At 50.0% G+C, this 22,731-nt stretch carries 23 protein-coding genes; 15 read left to right on the top strand and 8 right to left on the bottom strand.

Going from position 1 to position 22,731, the window contains the following annotated elements:
- Position 1 precedes the first annotated feature (1 nt).
- The 8 genes from R2X38_RS19585 (at position 2) to dinB (ending at position 7,129) form a co-directional block, all read left to right on the top strand.
- Complete coding sequence (locus tag R2X38_RS19585; protein ID WP_317524027.1) at positions 2–1,246, top strand: NADH:ubiquinone reductase (Na(+)-transporting) subunit B; 1,245 nt, start codon at positions 2–4, stop codon at positions 1,244–1,246.
- Complete coding sequence (locus tag R2X38_RS19580) at positions 1,236–2,030, top strand: Na(+)-translocating NADH-quinone reductase subunit C (protein WP_317524026.1); 795 nt, start codon at positions 1,236–1,238, stop codon at positions 2,028–2,030. Before R2X38_RS19585 ends, R2X38_RS19580 begins: the two co-directional genes overlap by 11 nt.
- Entirely contained in the window at positions 2,023–2,655 is a 633-nt protein-coding gene (locus R2X38_RS19575; RefSeq protein WP_187462226.1) for an NADH:ubiquinone reductase (Na(+)-transporting) subunit D, read from the top strand. The genes R2X38_RS19580 and R2X38_RS19575 overlap by 8 nt, the downstream gene beginning before the upstream one ends.
- A 7-nt stretch (positions 2,656–2,662) precedes the next feature.
- A complete protein-coding gene (gene nqrE, locus R2X38_RS19570) occupies positions 2,663–3,259 on the top strand; it encodes an NADH:ubiquinone reductase (Na(+)-transporting) subunit E (RefSeq protein ID WP_039460611.1) in 597 nt (198 codons plus the stop codon).
- Between the two features lie 21 nt (positions 3,260–3,280).
- Positions 3,281–4,504 (top strand): NADH:ubiquinone reductase (Na(+)-transporting) subunit F, encoded by a 1,224-nt coding sequence (nqrF, locus tag R2X38_RS19565; protein ID WP_317524025.1) that lies wholly within the window; start codon positions 3,281–3,283, stop codon positions 4,502–4,504.
- Between the two features lie 164 nt (positions 4,505–4,668).
- The gene (locus R2X38_RS19560) at positions 4,669–5,679 is read left to right on the top strand and encodes an FAD:protein FMN transferase (RefSeq protein WP_411185582.1); all 1,011 of its coding nucleotides are present in this window, start codon (positions 4,669–4,671) and stop codon (positions 5,677–5,679) included.
- Positions 5,680–5,689: 10 nt separating this feature from the next.
- A complete protein-coding gene (nqrM, locus tag R2X38_RS19555) occupies positions 5,690–5,911 on the top strand; it encodes a (Na+)-NQR maturation NqrM (RefSeq protein WP_039460617.1) in 222 nt (73 codons plus the stop codon).
- A gap of 132 nt (positions 5,912–6,043) precedes the next feature.
- Positions 6,044–7,129, top strand: coding sequence for a DNA polymerase IV (gene dinB, locus R2X38_RS19550; protein ID WP_317524024.1), 1,086 nt, complete (start codon positions 6,044–6,046; stop codon positions 7,127–7,129).
- A 263-nt stretch (positions 7,130–7,392) separates the two neighbouring features.
- Here the strand turns inward: dinB and R2X38_RS19545 are convergent, their stop codons facing one another.
- Both R2X38_RS19545 and R2X38_RS19540 read right to left on the bottom strand, forming a co-directional pair.
- Positions 7,393–8,853: an aminoacyl-histidine dipeptidase gene (locus tag R2X38_RS19545; RefSeq protein WP_317524023.1), complete on the bottom strand. Its 1,461-nt coding sequence runs from the start codon at positions 8,851–8,853 to the stop codon at positions 7,393–7,395.
- A gap of 132 nt (positions 8,854–8,985) precedes the next feature.
- The gene (locus tag R2X38_RS19540; protein ID WP_317524022.1) at positions 8,986–10,629 is read right to left on the bottom strand and encodes a methyl-accepting chemotaxis protein; all 1,644 of its coding nucleotides are present in this window, start codon (positions 10,627–10,629) and stop codon (positions 8,986–8,988) included.
- Positions 10,630–11,703: 1,074 nt separating this feature from the next.
- On the opposite strand from R2X38_RS19540, the gene R2X38_RS19535 reads away from it, so the two are divergent.
- Together R2X38_RS19535 and gpt are read left to right on the top strand one after the other, a co-directional pair.
- On the top strand, positions 11,704–12,993 hold the full coding sequence (locus R2X38_RS19535) for an NCS2 family permease (RefSeq protein WP_317524021.1): 1,290 nt from the start codon (positions 11,704–11,706) through the stop codon (positions 12,991–12,993).
- 52 nt (positions 12,994–13,045) lie between these two features.
- Positions 13,046–13,504, top strand: a complete 459-nt coding sequence (gene gpt, locus R2X38_RS19530) for a xanthine phosphoribosyltransferase (RefSeq protein WP_107299254.1) — start codon at positions 13,046–13,048, stop codon at positions 13,502–13,504.
- 72 nt (positions 13,505–13,576) lie between these two features.
- Here gpt and R2X38_RS19525 read toward each other — a convergent pair whose 3' ends face one another.
- Complete coding sequence (locus R2X38_RS19525) at positions 13,577–13,873, bottom strand: hypothetical protein (RefSeq protein WP_317524020.1); 297 nt, start codon at positions 13,871–13,873, stop codon at positions 13,577–13,579.
- Positions 13,874–14,125: 252 nt separating this feature from the next.
- On the opposite strand from R2X38_RS19525, the gene frsA reads away from it, so the two are divergent.
- The 4 genes from frsA (at position 14,126) to R2X38_RS19505 (ending at position 18,473) form a co-directional block, all read left to right on the top strand.
- Entirely contained in the window at positions 14,126–15,388 is a 1,263-nt protein-coding gene (gene frsA / locus R2X38_RS19520; RefSeq protein WP_317524019.1) for an esterase FrsA, read from the top strand.
- 92 nt (positions 15,389–15,480) lie between these two features.
- Positions 15,481–15,885, top strand: a complete 405-nt coding sequence (gene crl / locus R2X38_RS19515; protein ID WP_317524018.1) for a sigma factor-binding protein Crl — start codon at positions 15,481–15,483, stop codon at positions 15,883–15,885.
- 112 nt (positions 15,886–15,997) lie between these two features.
- Positions 15,998–17,188, top strand: a complete 1,191-nt coding sequence (gene proB, locus R2X38_RS19510) for a glutamate 5-kinase (protein WP_317524017.1) — start codon at positions 15,998–16,000, stop codon at positions 17,186–17,188.
- Between the two features lie 28 nt (positions 17,189–17,216).
- A complete protein-coding gene (locus R2X38_RS19505; protein ID WP_317524016.1) occupies positions 17,217–18,473 on the top strand; it encodes a glutamate-5-semialdehyde dehydrogenase in 1,257 nt (418 codons plus the stop codon).
- 178 nt (positions 18,474–18,651) lie between these two features.
- Here the strand turns inward: R2X38_RS19505 and R2X38_RS19500 are convergent, their stop codons facing one another.
- The 5 genes from R2X38_RS19500 to R2X38_RS19480 form a co-directional block, all read right to left on the bottom strand.
- On the bottom strand, positions 18,652–18,879 hold the full coding sequence (locus R2X38_RS19500; protein ID WP_317524015.1) for a DUF2897 family protein: 228 nt from the start codon (positions 18,877–18,879) through the stop codon (positions 18,652–18,654).
- Positions 18,880–19,590 carry a M15 family metallopeptidase gene (locus R2X38_RS19495; protein ID WP_317524014.1) on the bottom strand — a complete coding sequence of 237 codons (711 nt, stop codon included), beginning with the start codon at positions 19,588–19,590 and terminating at the stop codon, positions 18,880–18,882. It lies immediately after the preceding gene.
- Positions 19,590–20,720, bottom strand: coding sequence for a succinyl-diaminopimelate desuccinylase (dapE, locus tag R2X38_RS19490; RefSeq protein ID WP_317524013.1), 1,131 nt, complete (start codon positions 20,718–20,720; stop codon positions 19,590–19,592). Before dapE ends, R2X38_RS19495 begins: the two co-directional genes overlap by 1 nt.
- Positions 20,721–20,734: 14 nt before the next feature.
- Positions 20,735–21,088: an ArsC family reductase gene (locus tag R2X38_RS19485; protein WP_039460641.1), complete on the bottom strand. Its 354-nt coding sequence runs from the start codon at positions 21,086–21,088 to the stop codon at positions 20,735–20,737.
- 73 nt (positions 21,089–21,161) lie between these two features.
- The gene (locus tag R2X38_RS19480) at positions 21,162–21,560 is read right to left on the bottom strand and encodes an MAPEG family protein (protein WP_317524012.1); all 399 of its coding nucleotides are present in this window, start codon (positions 21,558–21,560) and stop codon (positions 21,162–21,164) included.
- Positions 21,561–21,947: 387 nt separating this feature from the next.
- Here R2X38_RS19480 and ompW point away from each other — a divergent pair, with 387 nt between their 5' ends.
- On the top strand, positions 21,948–22,586 hold the full coding sequence (ompW, locus tag R2X38_RS19475) for an outer membrane protein OmpW (RefSeq protein WP_317524011.1): 639 nt from the start codon (positions 21,948–21,950) through the stop codon (positions 22,584–22,586).
- Positions 22,587–22,731 lie beyond the last annotated feature (145 nt).

Here is a 22,731-nt window from a genome sequence, read left to right as displayed (position 1 = left end):
CATGAGCCTCAAGAATTTACTCGAGCAGGTTGAACACCACTTTGAGCCAGGTGGTAAGCACGAGAAGTGGTTTGCGCTTTACGAAGCGTTTGCAACTCTTATGTACACGCCAGGCCAGGTAACCCGTACAAGCGCGCACGTTCGTGACAGCGTTGACCTGAAGCGCATCATGATCATGGTGTGGTTCGCGGTCTTCCCAGCAATGTTCTGGGGTATGTACAACACCGGTCACCAAGCAATCGCTGCGCTTAACCACATGTACGTGGGTGAGCAGCTAGCAACTATCGTTGCAGGTGACTGGCACTACTGGCTAACAGAAATGCTAGGCGGCACCATGTCAGCAGATGCTGGCTGGGGTAGCAAAATGCTACTGGGTGCGACCTATTTCCTACCTATTTACGCAGTGGTATTCGCTGTAGGTGGTTTCTGGGAAGTCCTATTCTGTATGGTGCGTAAGCATGAAGTTAACGAAGGTTTCTTTGTAACTTCTATCCTTTTCGCATTGATCGTACCGCCAACACTACCACTATGGCAGGCAGCACTAGGTATTACCTTCGGTGTTGTCGTTGCTAAAGAAATCTTCGGTGGTACTGGCCGTAACTTCCTTAACCCTGCTTTGGCAGGTCGTGCGTTCCTATTCTTCGCATACCCAGCTCAGATCTCTGGTGATCTAGTATGGACTGCGGCAGATGGCTTCTCTGGTGCGACAGCACTGAGCCAGTGGGCACACGGCGGTCAGGCTGCAGTGATGAACACGGTAACTGGCGATGCTGTTAGCTGGATGGACGCGTTCATCGGCCGTATCCCGGGTTCTATCGGTGAAGTTTCGACCCTAGCTATCCTGCTTGGTGGCGCAATGATCGTGTTCATGGGCATCGCTTCATGGCGCATCATCGCGGGTACTATGATCGGTATGATCGCGACAGCGACGCTATTCAACATTATTGGTTCTGACACCAACGCAATGTTCAGCATGCCATGGCACTGGCACCTAGTTCTAGGTGGCTTCGCATTCGGTATGATGTTCATGGCAACCGACCCTGTGTCTGCGGCATTTACCAACAAAGGTAAGTGGTGGTACGGCGCACTCATCGGTGCAATGGCTGTTATGGTTCGTGTGGTTAACCCTGCGTACCCAGAAGGTATGATGCTAGCAATCCTATTTGCTAACCTATTCGCACCTCTATTTGACAACCTAGTAGTTCAGGGCAACATCAAGCGGAGACTAGCTCGTCATGTCAAGTAATAACGATAGCATTAAAAAGACGCTAATTGTTGTTATCGCACTGAGCCTAGTGTGCTCAATCGTGGTATCAGCAGCAGCGGTTGCTCTGCGTCCACTGCAGCAGAAGAATGCTGTACTTGACGTTCAGCGCAACATCCTTTCAGTTGCGGGCCTTCTGCAAGATGGCACCAACATCACTGAAGCGTATGAGCAGTTCATCGAGCCTAAGCTTGTTAACCTAGAAACAGGCGAGTTCGTAGAGCAGACTGAAGAAGGTGCAACTGCATCTGAGTACAGCCAGCGTGACGCAGCGAAAGATCCAGCACAGTCTATCCGCCTATCTGGTGACCAAGACCTTGCGAAGATCATCCGCCGTGCTAACGTTGCAACAGTTTACCTAGTGAAAGATGCGAACGATAACATCGACAAGCTGATCCTGCCGGTACACGGTGGTGGTCTGTGGTCAATGATGTACGCATTCATCGCGGTTGAAACTGACGGCAACACGCTTGCGGGTATCACTTACTACGAGCAGGGTGAAACTCCTGGACTTGGTGGTGAGATCGAGAACCCGAACTGGCGTGCACAGTTCGTTGGTAAAGAACTGTTCGATAGCAACAACAAGCCAGCTATCCGCGTCGTTAAAGGCGGTGCACCTGAGGGTGACATCCACGGTGTAGATGGTCTGTCTGGTGCAACCCTAACTGCAAATGGTGTTCAGCACACCTTCGACTTCTGGTTGGGTGACATGGGCTTTGGTCCATTCCTGGCTAAAGTTCGTGAAGGAGGCCTAAACAATGGCTGATACTAAAGAAATGAAGAAGATTCTGTTTGCGCCGTTTATCGACAACAACCCGATCGCGCTTCAGATCCTTGGTGTTTGTTCTGCACTAGCAGTAACCACCAAACTAGAGACAGCATTCGTAATGACCCTAGCGGTAACATTCGTTTGTGCATTCTCTAACTTGTTCGTATCCCTGATCCGTAACCACATTCCAAACAGCGTACGTATCATCGTACAGATGGCGATCATCGCATCGTTGGTAATCGTGGTTGACCAGGTACTAAAAGCGTTTGTTTACGATATTTCTAAGCAGCTTTCTGTATTCGTTGGTCTGATCATCACGAACTGTATCGTTATGGGTCGTGCTGAAGCATACGCAATGAAGTCTGAGCCTCTACCATCACTTGTTGACGGTATCGGTAACGGTCTTGGTTACGGCTTCGTACTTATCACTGTAGCTTTCTTCCGTGAACTATTCGGTTCAGGCAAACTATTCGGCGTGGAAATCCTGCCGCTAGTATCTGACGGTGGTTGGTACCAGCCAAACGGTATGATGATCCTAGCACCATCAGCGTTCTTCCTGATTGGTTTCATGATCTGGGCTATCCGTATCATCCGTCCAGAACAAGTCGAAGCGAAGGAGTAAGGGGAACATGGAACATTATCTAAGCCTTCTAGTTCGTTCGATCTTTATCGAGAACTTGGCACTGTCGTTCTTCCTAGGTATGTGTACATTCCTAGCCGTATCGAAAAAAGTGAAAACTTCTTTCGGTCTGGGTGTAGCGGTAATCGTTGTACTAACGATCGCTGTTCCTGTGAACAACCTGATCTACAACCTACTGCTAAAAGACGGCGCCATTGTTTCAGGCGTTGACCTTAGCTTCCTGAACTTTATTACGTTCATCGGTGTTATCGCGGCACTGGTACAGATCCTGGAAATGGTTCTGGACCGCTTCTTCCCGCCGCTATACAACGCGCTAGGTATTTTCCTACCATTGATCACAGTAAACTGTGCGATCTTCGGTGGTGTATCTTTCATGGTACAGCGTGATTATAACTTCGCTGAATCTGTAGTATACGGTCTTGGTTCTGGTATCGGTTGGATGCTAGCAATCGTTGCTCTTGCGGGTATCCGCGAGAAGATGAAGTACTCAGACGTACCTCCAGGTCTACGTGGCCTAGGTATTACATTCATCACCGTTGGCCTTATGGCGTTGGGCTTCATGTCCTTCTCCGGCGTTCAGCTGTAATCAGGATAAAAGGAATAATCAATGGATATTATTCTTGGCGTAGTCATGTTCACCCTGATTATCCTGGCTCTAGTTCTAGTGATCCTATTCGCTAAATCTAAGCTGGTACCATCAGGTGACATTACTATCTCAGTAAATGGCGATCCGGAAAAAGCGATTACAACCGCTGCCGGTAGCAAACTGCTTAATGCACTTTCAGCAAGCGGCATCTTCGTTTCATCTGCTTGTGGTGGCGGTGGTTCTTGTGGCCAGTGTCGCGTAAAAGTTAAATCTGGTGGCGGTGATATCCTGCCAACAGAGCTTGACCACATCACTAAAGGTGAAGCACGTGAAGGCGAGCGTCTAGCGTGTCAGGTTAACGTGAAATCTGACATGGACATCGAGCTTCCAGAAGAAATCTTTGGCGTGAAGAAGTGGGAATGTACAGTTATCTCTAACGATAACGAAGCAACCTTCATCAAAGAGCTTGTACTTCAGATCCCTGAAGGTGAAGAAGTACCGTTCCGCGCGGGTGGTTACATCCAGATCGAAGCTGAACCGCACCACATTAAGTACTCTGATTTCGATATTCCTGACGAATACCGTGAAGACTGGGACAAGTTCAACCTGTTCCGTTACGAGTCTATCGTAAAAGAGCACTCAATCCGTGCATACTCTATGGCGTCATACCCAGAAGAGAAAGGCATCATCAAGCTGAACGTACGTATTGCAACGCCGCCGCCTAACAACCCAGATGTACCACCTGGCGTAATGTCATCTTACATCTGGTCGCTTAAGGCTGGTGACAAGTGTACTATCTCTGGTCCATTCGGTGAGTTCTTCGCGAAAGAAACTGACAACGAAATGGTATTCATCGGTGGTGGTGCTGGTATGGCACCAATGCGTTCGCACATCTTCGACCAGCTTCTACGCTTGAAATCTAAGCGTAAGATGACTTACTGGTACGGTGCGCGTTCTAAGCGTGAAATGTTCTACGTAGAAGATTTCGATACGCTAGCGGCTGACAACGAGAACTTCGAGTGGCACGTTGCCCTGTCTGATCCACTACCAGAAGATAACTGGGACGGTTACACAGGCTTCATCCACAACGTGATCTACGAGAACTACTTGAAAGATCACGAAGCGCCAGAAGATTGTGAGTACTACATGTGTGGTCCACCAATGATGAACGCAGCGGTTATCGGCATGCTGAAAGATCTTGGTGTTGAAGACGAAAACATCCTACTGGATGACTTCGGTGGCTAATTAGCCGCACATTGAAAAACTGGCTGATCCCAACAGGGGTCAGCCTTTTTTCGTAATAAGCGCATAATAACGGTATGTAATATATGGTTTTTATATATAGCGCTTACCCATAACAAATAACAATGACTGTCTTTCATTTGGGGAGTAGTTGGATGAAGACGTTACTGCACCGCGCATTGCTGATGCTTGCGATGGTTTTTACCCTGTCGGCCTGTAGTGATCAGCGAGAGATGATCCACCTTAACGGTTCGACCATGGGGACCTACTATTCAATTAAGTTGATTAAGCAGGAAGGCTTACCGCCTGCCACGGATATCCAGGCAGAAATTGACCGTCGACTAGAGCTTGTTAACGACCAGATGTCGACATACCGTAAGCATTCCGAGCTCAGCCAATTTAACCAGTCGCGCTCGAGCGAACCGTTTGAAGTGTCGGCAGATACCGCCAAGGTAGTGACTGAGGCTATCCGCCTAGCCAAACTGACAGACGGGGCTCTGGATGTGACAGTGGGCCCGATTGTCAACTTGTGGAGCTTCGGCCCAGAAGCGCGCCCTGAGAAAACACCGACCGAGCAAGAGCTGGCTGAGCGTCGCAAGATAGTGGGTATTCACCACCTGACTGTTGAAGGCAACAGCCTGATCAAGGATATCCCCGATCTGTATGTCGATCTGTCCTCGATTGCCAAGGGATTTGGGGTTGACGTGGTCGCCGATTACTTTGATGATCTAGGCGTGGCGGATTACCTGGTTGAGATCGGTGGTGAAATCAGCCTGCAAGGCAATAACCTGGAAGGTGTGCCTTGGCGCATCGCGATTGAAAAGCCCACCGAAGACGGTAGCCGGGCGATTCAGGAAGTGATTGAGCCAGGTGATATGGCTGTTGCGACATCGGGTGACTACCGCAATTACTTCGAAGAAGACGGTGTACGTTACTCGCACCTTATCGATCCGAACAGTGGTATGCCGATTTCCAACCATGTAGTATCGGTAACAGTACTGCACCCATCAAGCATGACGTCAGACGCTTTGGCAACGGCGTTCTCTGTGATGGGAGAAGAAAAGGCGCTGGCGTTGGCAAACCAAGAGCAGATCCCATTGCTGTTGGTTGTGAAAACAGAGCAAGGCTTCAAGGAATATGCCTCGGATGCTTTTGCCCCTTACATGAATCAAAAGTAGAGATTGAACAATGGTTATCTATGTAACTACCTTTGCTGTGTTTTTGCTGGTCATCACTGCGATGGCTGTTGGCTACATCTTCCAGCGCAAAAGCGTCAGCGGCAGCTGTGGTGGTCTTGACGGGATCGGCATTGCCAAAGAGTGTGACTGTCCAGAGCCGTGTGATGCTCGCCTCAAGCGCGAAGCGCGTGAAGCCCGTGCAGCTGAATGGAAGAAAAACCAAATTATCTGATCAGCGAGCACTTGCTAACTGAATTCCAAGCCCGGCACTAACCATGCCGGGCTTTTTGTTAGGCTTCACAGTGCCTGCCGTAGCCTCTATAATGTTACTGTATAAAAAAACAGTAATCAGGTAGCCATTCTAATGTCTCTGTTGTCACCCTCAAAGCCTGGCAAGGCGCAGAAAAAGATCATCCATGTCGACATGGATTGCTTCTTTGCGGCGGTTGAGATGCGTGATAACCCTGACCTGCGGGATATCCCTATTGCCATTGGTGGTCGCTCCGAGCAGCGTGGGGTGATCAGTACCTGTAACTACCTAGCGCGAAAATACGGGGTGCGCTCGGCCATGCCGACGGGTAGAGCAATGCAACTTTGTCCTCACCTGACTTTGGTCTCCGGCCGGATGAGCGTCTACAAAGAAGTCTCTGGCCAGATCCGTGAGATCTTCCAGCGCTATACCGATAAGATCGAACCGCTTTCCCTTGATGAAGCTTACCTTGATGTTACCGATTGCGAGCTGTGCCATGGCTCGGCCACATTGATTGCTGAAGACATCCGCCGGGCTATCCGAGAAGAGCTCAACCTCACGGCATCTGCCGGCATTGCCCCGGTTAAGTTCATTGCCAAGATAGCCTCGGATCTCAACAAGCCCGATGGGCAATATGTCGTGACGCCTGATCAGATCCCCGCTTTCGTCGCAGACTTGAAACTCGAGAAGATCCCCGGTGTCGGCAAGGTCACCATCCAAAAGTTACATGATAAAGGTTTGTATCTCGGCAAAGATGTGCAGCAATACGACAGGCACTTGCTGTTGCAGCAGTTTGGCAAATTCGGTCAGTCGCTATGGTCGCGTGCCCATGGTATTGATGAGCGGGAAGTGGTGGTCGAGCGGGAGCGCAAATCAGTTGGGGTTGAACGTACGTTCTCGCAAAATATCAGTACCTACGAGCAATGCTGGGAGGTGATAGAGCGCTTATTCCCCGAGCTGGAAAAGCGGCTCAAGCGAGTACGTCCTGAGCTTAATATCGCCAAGCAGGGGGTGAAGGTGAAATTCGCCGACTTCCAGCAAACCACGGTAGAGCATACCCAGCCTAAATTGGATAAAGCGCAGTTCGAAGGTTTACTCAAAGAAGCCCTGACTCGCCAGCAGGATAGGGAGATCCGCCTGATTGGTATCAGTGTCGGTTTGGAGCTTGGCACCCGGGCGCAGCAGCTTTCGTTGTTTTGAATAACGGCACTGTGTTGCTATGGCCCTAAGGTTCTATGGATTTAAAGCGGAATTCTTGAAAAATAGCAACAATGCCATTTAGTAAGTAGGCTCTGGTAGGGATATCTTGCTTAGAGCAATAGTTTTATAGCAAAGTTTCTTTCGGGGAGCATCCTTACAGAACCACAGAACCACAGAACCACAGAACCACAGAACCACAGAATGGATTACTCGATCAAAAAAGCAGGCCGGAGCCTGCTTTTGTCATACTTGGTTATCGGAAATTAACCCTTCACCGGAATATTCTTCAGGATCGCGACCATTTGCTCCCAGAACAGGGCAACAGTTTCGATCTGGACTTTCTCGTCTGGCGAGTGCGGGAACTTGATGGTCGGGCCGAAGGAAATCATATCCATGTTCGGGTATGGCTTCTTGAACAGACCACACTCAAGACCGGCGTGGATCACCATGATGTTCGGTACGCGGCCGTAGATGTTCTCGTACGTTTCGCGGAACAGGTGCATGACTTCAGAATCAGCGTCTGGTTTCCAGCCTGGGTAAGTACCAGAGAACTCACAGCTTGCGCCAGCAAGCGAAGCAACGGCTTTGAGCATGCCTTCGACATTGCTGCGGCCAGAGTCGATCAGTGAGCGGATCAGGCAAAGTACCGTGATTTTGTCAGCTTCTGTGGTGATCACACCCACGTTCAGTGAGGTTTCAACCACACCTTCGATGTCATCACTCATGCGGATCACACCGTTAGGCGTTGCATTCAGCATGTTGATGAAGCGCTGCTGGTCAGCGGCAACTAGCACATCAGCTGGAAGCTCTGCAGTTTCAGTGAAAAGGTTGATGTCTGTTTCTACACGGCCAAGCTCAGCCACAAGCAGCTCTTGGTAATAGGCGAATAGCTCGTTCAGCTTATCAACGTTGGCAGCAGGCAGGGTAACAACTGCGCTTGCTTCGCGTGGGATCGCGTTGCGCAGGCTACCACCAGTTAGAGAAGTTAGGCGCAGGCCAAGTTCTTCGGCATGGCCGAACAGGAAGCGACCTAGGATCTTGTTGGCATTACCACGGCCAGTATGGATATCACAACCAGAGTGGCCGCCTTTCAGCCCCTTAACAACCAGTTTAACTGCTTGGAAATCCGCAGGTGTTGCTTCACGCTGGATATCAAGAGCCAGTGAACCGTCAACACCGCCGGCACAGCCCATGTAGACTTCGCCTTCCTGCTCTGAGTCGGTATTCAGCAGGATATCACCTTCCAGCCAGCCTTCTTCAAGACCGAAAGCACCTGTCATACCGGCTTCCTCGTCAATGGTCAGCAGTACTTCCAGCGGACCATGCTCAACGTCTTTTGAAGCCAGTACAGCAAGACATGCTGCCATACCCATGCCATTGTCAGCACCCAGAGTGGTGCCTTTAGCGGTCACCCACTCACCGTCGATGTACGGCTGGATAGGATCGGTCAGGAAATCATGGTCGGTATCTTCGTTCTTCTGCGGCACCATATCGATGTGGGCCTGAAGAACAACACCCTTGCGATCTTCCATGCCTGGCGTTGCAGGTTTTTTGATAAAGACGTTACCGACAGCATCACGGCGTACTTCAAGGCCTTCGCCTTGTGCGAACTGGATGATGTGCTGGGCAAGCGCTTCTTCATGCTTGGAAGGGTGTGGGATAGAGCAGATCTGATCGAAGAATTGCCACACTGGTTGAGGTGACAGTTGACTGATTTCTGACACAGCAGTCTCCTTTATAAACTTTTGGTTATTGGCGATGAGTTAGCTGAAAATTAACTATATTGCAAAGTTATTCAGAACAATTAACTATCGCGATTAACCTCAAGGATACCACTGTGCCCGAAACGGTAACAGCTAAATCTTAAAGTGGCTGACATGGTTCTCCAAGCTCTGCCCGTTTGCAAGTAATTGGTTGCTGGCAGCTGCAATATGCTCGCCATTTTCAACCGTTTGGTGGCTATGCTCGGTCAACTGATGCAGGCTTTGGTTAATTGCCTCGGCGGCCTGTGACTGCTGGTCACTGGCTTCGGCAATATGCTGGTTGAGAGTCAGTATCGTGGTGATTTGCTTGCCAATCGCCCCAAGAGTCTGGGCGACTTCGTCAGCATGCTCGGCGGTGCTGGACGATTGTTCGCGGGTCTTGACCAGCGCGCCACTGACACTGTTAGCCTTTCCCTGCAGGCTGGCAATGATCGTTTCTATCTCGTTGGTGCTTGACTGGGTTCTCGTCGCAAGCGTCCTGACTTCATCAGCCACGACGGCAAAACCTCGGCCTTGCTCACCCGCACGGGCAGCCTCAATTGCCGCATTGAGGGCCAGCAAGTTGGTCTGCTCGGCGATACCACGGATCACATCTAATACTGAGCCGATAGTCTGTGAGTCTTTCTCAAGGGCCTGGGCGCTGTGGTTGGCTTCATCCAGCAAGCTAAGTAGTGCATGCATTTCTCGCGAGGAAGTTGAAACCACGGCAATACTGTTGCTGCTAAATTGCTGGGCTTGATCGGCTGCCTCGGCAGCTTGTTGGGCTGATTGGGCAACATCCTGGTTATTGGCATGTAGCTGGTTCATGGCGGCAGCCACGCTGTCGATGCCCCGGTAGGCTTGGTTGGCGCTATTGGCTGTCTGGGTGGCAACACTGTTGAGCTGGCTCGCCGCTGCACTGATTTGGTCGCTGACTGGAGCGATATCTCGCAGCATATCGGATAGGTGGCTGGCGAAGGTATTGAACGAGCGGGCCAGTTGGCTGAGTTCGTCATCGCCTTGGCATGGCAAGCGCTGGGTTAAATCCCCGTCTCCCTTGGCGATATCACGCATGGCTTGCGCCGTTTCGTGGCAGGGGAGGGTGATAGAGCGGGAGATAATCCAGGCTAACAAGCCACTCAATGCCAAAGCACTGAGAAGGAAAACACTGAACTGTTTAAGCTCGCTATAAAAGAGGGCAGTGACATCATCCACATAGATCCCCGAGCCGACAATCCATTCCCAGGGAGCAAAGCCTTTGACGTAGGAGATTTTTTCAACCGGCGTGCTGAAACCGGGCTTCTCCCAATAGTAATCGACAAATCCCTGGCCCTGCTGGCGGACAATATTGGCCATTTCAACAAACAGGGCCGTCCCGTTGGGATCCTTGAAGTTGTCCAAACGCTGGCCATTGAGAGAAGGCTTAAAAGGATGCATGACCATAGTCGGGGTCATGTCATTGACCCAGAAGTAGTCTTTATCTTCGTAGCGTAATGCAGCAAGTGCTGTCACTGCTTGTTGTTGGGCTTTGGTTCGGGACAGGGAGCCTTGTTGCTCAAGGGAGTGGTAATAGCCGATCAGGCTATGGGCACTTTCGACTAGGTGGCGGGTTTTGAGCCTTTTTTCTTCCATGATATTGGCTTGGTAATTGGCAATAAACAGTACCAGCGGCAAAAGCGTCAATACAGTCACAACAAAGCTCAATAAATAGAGTCGCTTACTTATAGTGATTTTTCTCAGTGATGAAAATGCCGCCATGATGTACCCCTACCTTGTTATTATTGGTTTGCATGCTGTTGAATAAGGTATGTTGTAACTATGTAATTGTTCAAGAGGGTAGTCGTTACACTTTGGTCGCGAAATGGTGGAATTGTGAAGTGGCTCGATGTAATTAAATTACAGTTTTTGTTGTTCAAACACTCAATAACGGCAAAAGTGTGACGGAGTTAAAGAAAATGCTTGAAAGTTTATTACTTCGGGGTTATAGTTGCACCATCTTCTGAACGAAGACGAACGACACAAAATTTTGCTCTAGGATGAGCCCGAGATATCGCCTCCAAGGAACCGAGTTTAAGTCAGGCCAAGACGGCCAAACACGTATAACGTGTAGTCATTGCTTAATAGTTAAGGTGATAAAAATGAAAGTATTTGAATCTGTAAACAAGTTTTGGAACAACCGCGCTGTATACACCGGTAACTTTACATACCCAAGCTCGTTCGGTTACTAATTCTGTGGTTTGTCCGGTTCTACATTGCCGGACAGATCTGAGTGGTCAATTTTTTGTTCACCCCCTTTGTTTAAGAATCTCTTAAAACCGCTTTTCGGTTTATAGTTACATTCTTGACGCCACTTCTTTTTGGAGTGGCGTTTTTTTTATCTGCTTGATTCATCAATCTCTCTTGTCATTCATACTCCCCCTGCTTTATCGATAGCGTTATTTTATGCCTTTTAGGTGTATTCGATTACATCTGGAGTTAACGGTTAATTCATGCAATTTGATTGTTGATATTAACGTTTGCGCATAGGTGGAAAATATTAATTGAATAAAATGTAGCCATGCTGTTAAAAATGCAAGTTGTTGTTTTTAATTGTTTATATTTCTGCTTGCCGATGCTCGGTCGGTTTTTTATTCGGTTGTTCGCATTCGTTGATGATAATTGCGTTATTTACTGGAAATTGACAATTATCGAGCATATAATCGCCACCCAAAATAGGGACGCAATCGTTTTCTATTTCTTGAAAATTCGTGATGTGTGGAAACCGAGAAACCGGCTTCGGCTCATCCCTTAAACCACTATCAATTGCTTAATATCTCCAAGGAATCGAGAGCAATGCTTGAGAAACTTTTTAAACTCAAAGAGAACGGTACCGATGTCCGTACCGAGCTGCTAGCGGGTCTGACTACCTTCTTGACGATGGCTTACATCATTTTTGTAAACCCATCTATGCTGTCGGCGACGGGTATGGACCAAGGCGCGGTATTTGTCGCGACCTGTCTGGCTGCGGTTGTGGGCTGTTTCATCATGGGCTTTGTGGCTAACTACCCAGTGGCTCAGGCGCCGGGTATGGGCCTGAATGCATTCTTCACCTACGGTGTTGTTTTAGGCATGGGGCATACATGGCAGGTTGCGCTGGCGGCGGTATTCCTATCGGGTCTGTGCTTTATTGCCCTGAGTGTACTGCGAGTTCGTGAGTGGATTATCAACTCCATTCCTCATGCGCTGCGTATCGGGATCTCGGCGGGTATTGGTTTGTTCCTGGCGTTTATCGCCCTGCAAAGCTCAGGCATTGTGGTCGACAACCCGGCAACGCTGGTACAAGTGGGTGATTTCACCAGCTTCCCGGCTGCGATGGCATCACTGGGCTTCTTCCTGACCATTGCCCTGGTACACCGTGGTTACAAAGCGGCGGTACTTATCGCGATTTTGGCTGTCACCGCTATCAGTGTGCTGGTGGGTGAAGTGGCGTACGGCGGTATTGTATCGGCGCCACCAAGCATTGCGCCGACTTTCATGCAGATGGATTTCTCTGGTGCACTGGAAGTCGGTTTGATTTCGGTTGTGTTCGCGTTCTTGTTCGTTGACCTGTTCGACACTGCGGGCACCTTGGTTGGTGTGGCAACGAAAGCAGAATTGATCGATAAAGACGGCAAGCTACCTCGCCTGAACCGTGCGCTATTGGCAGACAGTACTGCAACTTCTGTAGGTGCGGTATTGGGGACATCGAACACGACTTCTTACGTTGAGAGTGTATCGGGTGTCGCTGTGGGGGGCCGTACCGGTCTTACCGCTGTAACGGTTGGCGTTTTGTTCCTGTTGGCATTGTTCTTTGCACCGCTAGCAGGTATGGTGCCTGCCTATGCGACAGCAGGTGCCCTGTTCTACGTAGCCATCCTGATGATGTCTGGTTTGGTTAGCGTTGACTGGCGTGACTTAACAGAAGCAGCACCAGTAGTTGTAGTTTGCCTACTGATGCCGTTAACATACTCCATCGCTGAAGGTATTGGCCTTGGCTTTATCACCTACGCTGCCGTCAAAACGATGAGTGGCAAAGGTCGCGATGTAAATATTAGCGTTTGGGTTATTGCAGCCCTATTTGTAGCTAAAATTATTTTTCTATAACAGTAAATAAATACATACAGCAGTTTTCTGCTGACTCAGAGGTTCATCGGATATGAGTAATAAGTTCATCATCACTTGGGACAACATGCAAATGTATACCCGCCAGCTAGCAGAGAAATTGCTCCCTGCAGACCAGTGGAAAGGTATCATTGCCGTTAGCCGTGGTGGCTTGGTTCCATCTGCAATCTTGGCGCGTGAACTTGGTATTCGTTATGTTGATACAGTATGTATCTCAAGCTACGACCACGATCACCAGCGTGAGATGAAAGTACTGAAGCAGGCTGAAGGTGATGGTGAAGGTTTCATCGTTATCGATGATCTGGTGGACACTGGCGGTACAGCGGAAATGATCCGTCACATGTACCCGAAAGCGAAATTCGTGACGGTATGTGCGAAGCCTGCAGGTAAGCACCTGGTTGATGACTATGTGGTAGACATCCCGCAGGAAACTTGGATCGAGCAGCCATGGGATATGGCCGTGACTTTCGTTGATCCAATCGCGAAAAAATAATATCGCTTAAAGCGACTAAAGACTAAAAAAGGAGCCATCGGCTCCTTTTTTTATGCCTGCAATTCCGGGAGATTAGCTGGCTTTGGCTTTAATGTCCGACAGCGATTCGCCATTGGGTTTGTTGCGGTAATAGTTGTTGAAGTTGATGAGATCAACCATGGTATTCCCGGTTATCTTGCATTGGCGTAGGTATTTCGTTTGGTAGCTGTCGGGAATTCGCTCGCCCATTACATCAAGGCAAAGTGGGGTTTTGGCATTGACGCCACCGGATGCCTCTCCGGGGTTGCCCCCCAGGGAGCCACCGCTACCAAAAGCGAGGACTGACGAAGAGAAAAAAAGCGAAGCACAAAGACATAGGGCATATCGCATACTTACCACCGTATGAAGTACTGATAGGTAAGTAAAAGCATAGCTGACTCCTGAATATCTTCAGTACTGCTTCTGCAACAAGTGGGATTTGTCTGCCTGATCATGCAGTAAGTATCTGTTGGGTGGTATACTTCAAAAATATAACCACAATAAGCACATCCCCAAGGCCAACCGGAATAACGTGCTTTTGCTATAGACCGGAAGTGCTCGGGCCTGCATAGTAGGTATGTGTGAACCGATATGGAGCAGAACGTGTCTGAACCGTCCAAAACCAATCTTTCCGAAAAGCTCTTTGCCCCAAGGCAAACGTCCAAAGAAACATCGAGCCTGGTGAAGTTGGCACATGTTGTCGATGCCCCAATCCACAATGCGCTGGATGGCGATACCGAGATCGGCTGGTACCGGGTGATGCGCCGTCCGCAGTGGATCTGGCAGGGCATCGATCCGATTGAACTTGAGGCTATTCTGGCAAGAATCGCCAACTCCGAAGCCCCGCGTACCCGCGATGATTTGCTCGATACCGTTATTGGCTACAAGCCGGGCAACTGGGTATATGAGTGGTGCCAGTCGGGGGGGATGTACCATAAAGCGGCACGCGCTTTATTGGATCAAGGTGAAAAGGAAAAGGCGGCCGAGCAACTCATTACCGCCAGTATGTATTACAGTATCGCGGCTTATCCCCACCTGAAAGGAGATGATTTGGCAGCCCAGGCTGAATTGCAAGCGAATCAAGCCTATCGCGATGCCATGGACAATATGCCGCACCAGATGCGTACCATTGATGTCAAATACGAAAATAAAACCTTCCAGGCTTTCATTCACCTGCCTTGTACCGACAAGTTATTGCCGACGGTAATCGTCAGCGGCGGCCTGGATACCCTTCAGTCTGATCTGCTTCGCCTGTACCAAAAATACCTCGGGCCTGCCGGCTTTGCGATGATTACTTTAGATATGCCGTCTGTCGGTCACAGTAGCCAATGGTCTTTGACGGAAGACACCAGTCGCTTGCACCAAGCCTTGTTGCAGCAGGTGAAAGATGTGCCTTGGGTTGATCACACCCGGGTTGCCATGTTGGGCCTTCGATTTGGCGGCAATGCTGCGATAAGGCTTGGTTTCCTTGAGCCGACTCGCCTGAAAACCTGTATCAGCATCGGAGGTATTATTCACAGTGGTTTGGCCGATCCTAAGCGGCTGGATGCGATGCCACGGATGTACCTTGATATGATTGCATCGCGCCTTGGCAAGCATGGGGTGTCGAAGGCCAGCCTGGTGTCCCACCTTCCTGCGTGGTCACTCAAACACCAGGGCTTGCTGGGCCGCCGTAAGATTGATGTGCCGATGCTGGGAATTGGCCTGAAAAGTGATCCTGTTTGCTCGGAGTTTGATAACCAGCTTATTGCGATGTCGAGCCGTGGTGGAAAGGCGATCACCTTGCCGGATAAGCCGCTGCACGATGGTTACCACCGTGCCATGACAACGGTGGTTGATTGGCTGAAGGAAAAGCTAGCAGAGTAGGCAGTGTCATTAGTTGTAAATAAATTGTTGCCAAATGAGCGGTTTACAGCTTAAATGGATTAGGTAATTTATTGCTAGGGATGGAGATGATTATGACGACAGAAAAAACTTTCCCGCCGCACGGGCGTTTGATGACTAAGCTGACGGCCTTGGGACCCTACTTGCGTCAGCCTCTGTCTTCTGAAGGGCATTTTTTCTTTGACTGCCTGTCGAGCTGTGTCAGCGCCAAAAAGGCACCCGAAGAGCGCGAATTCTGGGGCTGGTGGTTTATCATGGAAGCCAATAACGAAGGCTTTGAATATCATTATGGCTTCGGTCGTTATGACGGTGCTGGCGAATGGGTCAAAGATCCGGTACCCGCCAAACATGAGAAAGCGGTACAGCAAACGTTAGAAGATTTTTATCCGAAATTAGAAGGTTTGCTGCAAGATGAGTTCGAGTTGACATTATCTCCTTCCAAAGTGCTCAAGGAGCCAGAGCTTGGTAGCGTAGCCTGATTTCCAGCCTTACGTTAAATGAAGAAAAATGCGCCTGATTGGCGCATTTTTCTTGTGATTTATAAAGGGTATTGATACAACATCATTCTACTTTTCTTTTTGTTTTATCCCCATGGCAGAGACAAATATCCTAAATGAGCAAAACAAGGGCTTGGTAACCGCAGACTCCAAAGATGGGTCTCAAAACCAAGAGGTTAGGCACAGTTCACAGACTATCGTGGTCAAGCTGGGTACCAGCGTATTGACTGGCGGTACGCTAAAGCTGGATCGTGCCCATATGGTTGAGTTGGTTCGCCAGTGCGCACAACTGCGTCGGCAGGGCCACAAGGTCATTATTGTAACTTCAGGCGCGATTGCCGCCGGCCGCGAACATTTAGGATACCCCGAGCTGCCCAAAAACATGGCGAGCAAGCAGCTGCTGGCTGCGGTTGGCCAGAGCCGCCTGATCCAAGAGTGGGAAAGCCTGTTCGGTATCTATGGCCTGCACGTGGGGCAGATGCTGCTGACCCGTGCTGACCTAGACGACCGTGAGCGTTACCTCAATGCCCGCGATATGCTTGTCGCCCTGTTGGATAACGGCATTATCCCGGTTGTTAACGAAAACGATGCGGTTGCGACGACTGAAATCAAAGTGGGTGATAACGACAACTTGTCGGCTTTGGTGGGTATTTTGGCTGGTGCCGATAAGCTGCTGCTGTTGACCGATCAGCCGGGCCTGTTTACTGCCGATCCGCGTAATAACCCTGAGGCAGAGCTGATCCGCGAGGTTCATACCATCGACGAAACCTTGCGCAAGATTGCCGGTGGCAGTGTTGGTGGACTTGGTACTGGCGGTATGGCCACTAAGTTGCAGGCTGCGGATGTTGCCCGCCGTGCTGGTATCGAAGTGATTATCGCTGCAGGGAGTCGCCCGGATGTGGTGGCTGATCTGGCCCAAGGCATTTCGGTCGGCACACGCTTCTTGCCACTGGAATCACCGCTTGAAAGCCGTAAGCGTTGGATCTTGGCTGGTCCCCCGCCAGCGGGTGATATTGTGATCGACCAAGGTGCAGCGGCGGCAGTACAACAGCGGGGCAGTAGCTTGCTATCGAAAGGGATCACCGAAGTAAAAGGTGAGTTCGAGCGTGGTGAAGTGGCTCGGGTTTTCAATGCTCAGGGGGAGCTGCTGGCACGGGGTATAAGCCGTTACTCGAGTAAAGATTTGGCGAAAATTGCCGGCAAACACAGCCAGGATATTTATCAGGTGTTGGGTTATGAATATGGCCCTGTTGCTGTACACCGTGACGACTTGGTAGTCATCTAACACCTATTGAAACGTAAGGGAAAAGAACATGAATCTTGAACTGATGGGCCAAGCGGCGCAGCAGGCTGCTTTTGAACTGGCAACGGCAGCAACCGAACAGAAAAACCGTGCATTGGCGGTGATTGCCGATGAGCTGGAAGCCAACCAAGACGTCATTCTGGCTGCCAACGCCAAAGATATTGCAGCGGCAAAAGATGCAGGTATGACCGATGCTTTGGTAGACCGCCTCTTGCTCAATGCCGACCGTTTGGCCGGTATCGCCAACGACGTACGCAATGTGATCAGCCTAAATGATCCGGTTGGTGCCGAGCTAGATAGCAAGGTACTGGAAAACGGTATGCGCCTGAGCCGCCGCCGTGTCCCTCTTGGTGTCGTGGGGGTGATTTATGAAGCGCGTCCGAATGTCACCATTGATATTGCTGCGTTGTGCCTGAAAACGGGTAACGCCAGTATTCTGCGCGGTGGCCGCGAGACGTTCCATTCAAATATGGAACTGGTCAAAGTGATCCAGGTAGCGCTAGAGAAAGCAGGGCTGCCTACGGCCTCGGTACAGTATATTGAAAAACCAGACCGTGAGCTGGTTTCCCAGTTGCTGAAGATGGATCAGTATGTCGATATGATCATCCCGCGTGGTGGTGCTGGCTTGCACAAGATGTGTAAGGAAAACAGCACGATTCCGGTGATCATCGGTGGATTTGGTATCAGCCATGTGTATGTAGATGCAACGGCAGATCTGTCTCGTACCCTTGATGTGGTGGAGAACGCCAAGGTACAGCGCCCATCGGCCTGTAATGCTCTGGATACTCTGTTGGTTAACGAGCAAGTGGCAGAAGCCTTCTTGCCTCGTTTGGCGGAACGCCTGAATGCCAGCAATGTGGATATGGTTGCTGACGAGAATGCCTACGAGCTGCTTGAAGGTAAAGCGGCAAGCCTGCGCCGTGTCGCTGAAGGGGACTTTGACACTGAATGGTTGAGCTTCACGCTAGGTATCAAGATCGTTAAAGATGTGGAAGAGGCAATTGCCCATATGCGCAAGCATAACGCCAGCCACTCTGATGCGATCATGACTAATGATTTGATGGCGGCAGAGCGTTTTGTTAATGCAGCAGGTTCTGCGGCAGTTTATGTGAATGCGTCAACGCGCTTCACCGATGGCGCACAGTTTGGCCTAGGTGCAGAGGTGGCGGTATCGACTCAGAAGTTGCATGCTCGTGGTCCGATGGGACTGGAAGAGCTGACGAGCTATAAGTGGGTGGGTATCGCAGACTATCTCCCTCGAGCTTAATTGATTTATCGTCGCCAGTTAATGCGATACCTGCATCGGAAGTGCTCATTTACATCCGTAAACTCCGCGCTTGCTCTTTGTTCTAGATAACCTGACTTAGAACTCATTGCTCCGAATAGCTTTGAGTCAGACTGATTTAGATATAAAAAAACGAGAGCATCGTGATGCTCTCGTTTTTTTATGCCTGATCTTTGAGTTTTTTTAAGTCTTGGTCTTCGTCATTAGCTGCTTGCTTTTCGATCAGCTCATCAAGTTCTTGTTCGCGCTTGTTTTTGTCGTACATGTATTTGACTTTGTCCTTGTAGCCAAATTTCATGTTTGCGGTGTATTTCAGCGCCGCAATGTTACTGACCACCACGCTGACGACGATGATGCTGATAACCCACGGGTTGAGTAGCCATTCCATTTACACCTCACAGATATTCTCTATGTACCTACTATAGAGACTATCAAGGTTTTCCAGGATGTGCGACTTTCCTTCAAGCTCAAATTGGCTAAGTGTGCGCTTGAGCAGGTCTGGTGTGAGCTGTAAAAGTAAATATTTGCTAACCGGGAAGTAGCTGATATGCCAGGGTTCGCATGCGACGCCATGGCGATCTTCTGCATAGGGCAGGTAGAAGCCAAAGCGTGCCATATTGCTACTGAGCCATTGGCTGAACTCGGCTTGGTGGCCTCCGGTTTGGTACTCCCATGGCTCAAGCTGTAGTTGCACGCCTTCCGGCAAGCAGTTTGCCGCATAGACATCAATATCGGTGCCCCAATGGTGGCGACTTGCGCCGGGCAGGGCTGACCAACGCATTATCGCGTGGATTTTTTCAAGCTCAGTAAGGGAGCTTGGGTCAATCGGTTGGCTGTTGCTGTCAAGCAGCGGCCGTTTGCCGGAATACTTGTTGTTCCAAATTAGCAGCTGGCGCTCGAACGGACGAAAGGCGCTGGCAATCTGGAGATCAAAGCCAGCCTTGTTGGCTGCTTCTTTTAATGCCTCAAAGGCGGGTAGCATTTGCTGGTGGACAAAAGGATGCCCGCCATCAGGATTGACAGAGACCAGATGACTGGTCTCTTGCCCGGTCAGTTGCCCGGCAGTGTGCTGCCGGGCTTGGCTTGGGTGGCTAACCATTAAAGGACTTTTTCCATCACTTTCTGGTACATGTCGGTCAGCTTTTCCAGATCAGCGACTTTCACACACTCATTCACTTTGTGGATGGTTGCATTGACAGGGCCGAGCTCGATAACTTGCGCACCGGTACGGGCTATGAAACGGCCATCGGAGGTACCGCCTGTAGTCAGTAGCTCCGGTTTTTTGTGGTTCACTTCCTCGATAGACTCCACGACGGCATCAAGCAAGCTTCCTTCGTCGGTCAGGAACGGGTGGCCGCTGAAAGTCCAGGCCAGGTCGTAATCAAGGCCGTGGGCATCGAGTACCGAGTGAACCTTGCGCTTGATATCATCGGCGGTCAACTCGGTGCTGAAGCGGAAGTTGAACTGGACGTGGAACTCGCCCGGGATCACGTTCGATGCGCCAGTGCCGGCAGACAGGTTGGCTATCTGGAAGCTGGTCGGTGGGAAGTAGGCATTGCCGTTGTCCCACGTTGTCGCGGCCAGTTCGGCCAGTGCCGGCATAGCACGGTGAACCGGGTTATCGGCCAGGTGAGGGTAGGCGACATGACCCTGGGTGCCCTTGATATTGACATCACCGGTAATCGAACCACGGCGGCCGTTCTTCACCACATCGCCCACAGCATGGGTGCTTGATGGTTCACCGACAATACACATGTCGATTTTTTCATTACGGGCTTCCAGTGTATCAATCACACGGGTCGTACCGTTGATGAACGGGCCTTCTTCGTCCGAGGTGATCAACAAAGCGATAGAGCCTTTGTGATCAGGGTTTTCGGCAAGGAATCGCTCAATCGCCACAATCATGCAGGCCAGCGAGCCTTTCATATCGGCTGCGCCGCGGCCATGAAGGTAGCCGTCGATGATGGTTGGCTCGAAGGGGGCGGTATGCCACTTATCAAGGCTACCGGCTGGTACCACATCGGTATGGCCGGCAAAAACAAACAGCGGAGCTTCCGTGCCGCGGCGGGCCCAGAGGTTGGTGGTATCTTCGAACACCATGGTTTCGATGTTAAAACCGAGCTTTTCCAGGCGCTCGATCATCACGTCCTGGCAGCCAGCATCTTCAGGGGTCACTGACTGGCGGCTGATAAAGTCTTTCGCCAGGGCGAGAACCGGGCTATCTGACATCCTTGTATCCTTTCTTAATTCGTTTGGAAGATTTCTTGGTACTGGGCTGGCTTGAAGCCCAGATGGTAGCTGTTATTGTGAACCAACAGCGGGCGCTTGATCATTGCCGGGTGCTCCAGCATCAATTCGATTGCGCTTTGCTGATCAAGACCGGCTTTTTGCTCGTCGCTCAGCTGGCGGTATGTCGTTCCGCGCTTGTTGACCATGGCTTCCCAGCCTAGCTCGGCCTCAAACTGCTCTAGCATGCCACGGTCAAGGCCATCGGCACGGTAGTCATGGAAGGTGTATTCAATGTTTTCGGCTTCTAGCCACTTCTTCATTTTCTTGATGGTGTCGCAATTTTTGATGCCGTAAGCAATTGTACTCATAGTTATTCTGGCTGACTTATTTTGTGAACTTGGTCTCCCTTTATAGCGGGAATAGCCATGGGGTGCAACGGCTTCAGCCGCCATAGTGTATAGCCAGTTTAATCAGCCAGATATTGGCCAGGATCCCGATCACGAATACGATAGTTCGCCATGGGCTGAGCCTAAAGGCATAGCAAATGAAGTAAAGCACCCGGCTGATGATAAACAGATACGCGGGGAGGGCGGATTCATGGGCGGGTACCCCTGCCAAGTGGGCGATGAACACACAGCTCGAGAATACTGTCAGGATTTCCCAACCGTTGGCCTGGGCAGCTTTTACCCGTGAGGCGGCACCAGTGAGCTCTCGGTCTTGGATTCGCGGTTGGTTGATATCAAGCTTGCCGGTTTGGCGGACGGTTAACCAGCCGCCGACGCCTGCCAGTAAATAGTTAATCAATATCATGGTGATAATGCACCAGAAAGCAGGGGTCATGGCGGTGCCTTTAGGGGAAGGTGGGTTTGCCCAAAGTATAGGAGACAAACTACGCGAATGAGCATTTGATAAGCCTGTCAGTGCATAATTATCAGTAACAAAAAAGTCCTTTTTGCTGTCGTGATGGCTATTGATGGACAGCTATTTCTGCGAGCCATTTAAATGTTTTTGGGTAGGGTTGGAAACATTTTTTGCTACACACATCTTTCGTGCAAAGCAGCTGTTTTAAGTAATTGATCTGTATCAAAAGTTATTTGTTATCACTAATTTTTATAAATTGATTTCAATCAATACTGTTGTGTTTCTAAATGGTTACATTTTGAACCGCTTAACGTGAAGCCCAATTTTTCCCCATGTCGGGATTCAAAAGGAATGGAGTCAATAATAATGAAAAAGAATCTATGTGCCGTCGCTACCCTGGCCGCAATGATGGTTGCCCCTCAGGCTATGGCACACAAGCAAGGTGACATCTTGGTCCGTGCCGGTACGGCAACGGTGGTTCCGAACGAAAGCAGTGATGATGTACTTGGTCTCGGTGAGTTTGGCATCGATTCAAATACCCAGCTGGGTATTACTGTGGGATATATGCTGACAGACAACATCAGTGTTGAGCTGCTGGCGGCAACCCCGTTCAGGCACAGTGTTTCGCTAAACGGTGTCGGTAAAATTGCAGACGTTGAACACCTGCCACCGACACTGATGCTTCAGTACTATTTTATGGACAGCAGTAGCAAATTCCGCCCGTATGTCGGTGCTGGTCTCAACTACACCACTTTCTTCAATGAAGATTTTAATGGTACCGGTAAAAGTGCCCAGTTGAGTGATCTTAAATTGGAAGATTCATGGGGCCTTGCCGCCAATGTAGGTATCGATTACCAGGTGAAGGATAACTGGTTCTTCGGTGCTTCGGTGTGGTATGCCGATATCGGCACTGATGTGAAGTTCAAGGCTGGTGGCGAGCCCCAGAAGATCAGCACCGATATTGACCCATGGGTGTTTATGGTAACCGCCGGTTACACTTTCTAGTTTAGGGCCTGAGTTCACAGTGGGCGCATTAATCATTTGCGCCTACAATTTGGCTAGAGATTTATTTTTGTGTGATATTTCAAGTTGTTGTTTAAACATGTCTTTTTTGTTTCTCAAATGACACGTTCCTAAATTTTGCGACCGC

The organism is Photobacterium rosenbergii, assembly GCF_033022775.1.
Classification (GTDB): Bacteria; Pseudomonadota; Gammaproteobacteria; order Enterobacterales; family Vibrionaceae; genus Photobacterium; species Photobacterium rosenbergii_A.
The sequence above is the reverse complement of the archived record's forward strand: the minus strand, read 5'-3'. Positions and strand labels throughout refer to the sequence as shown.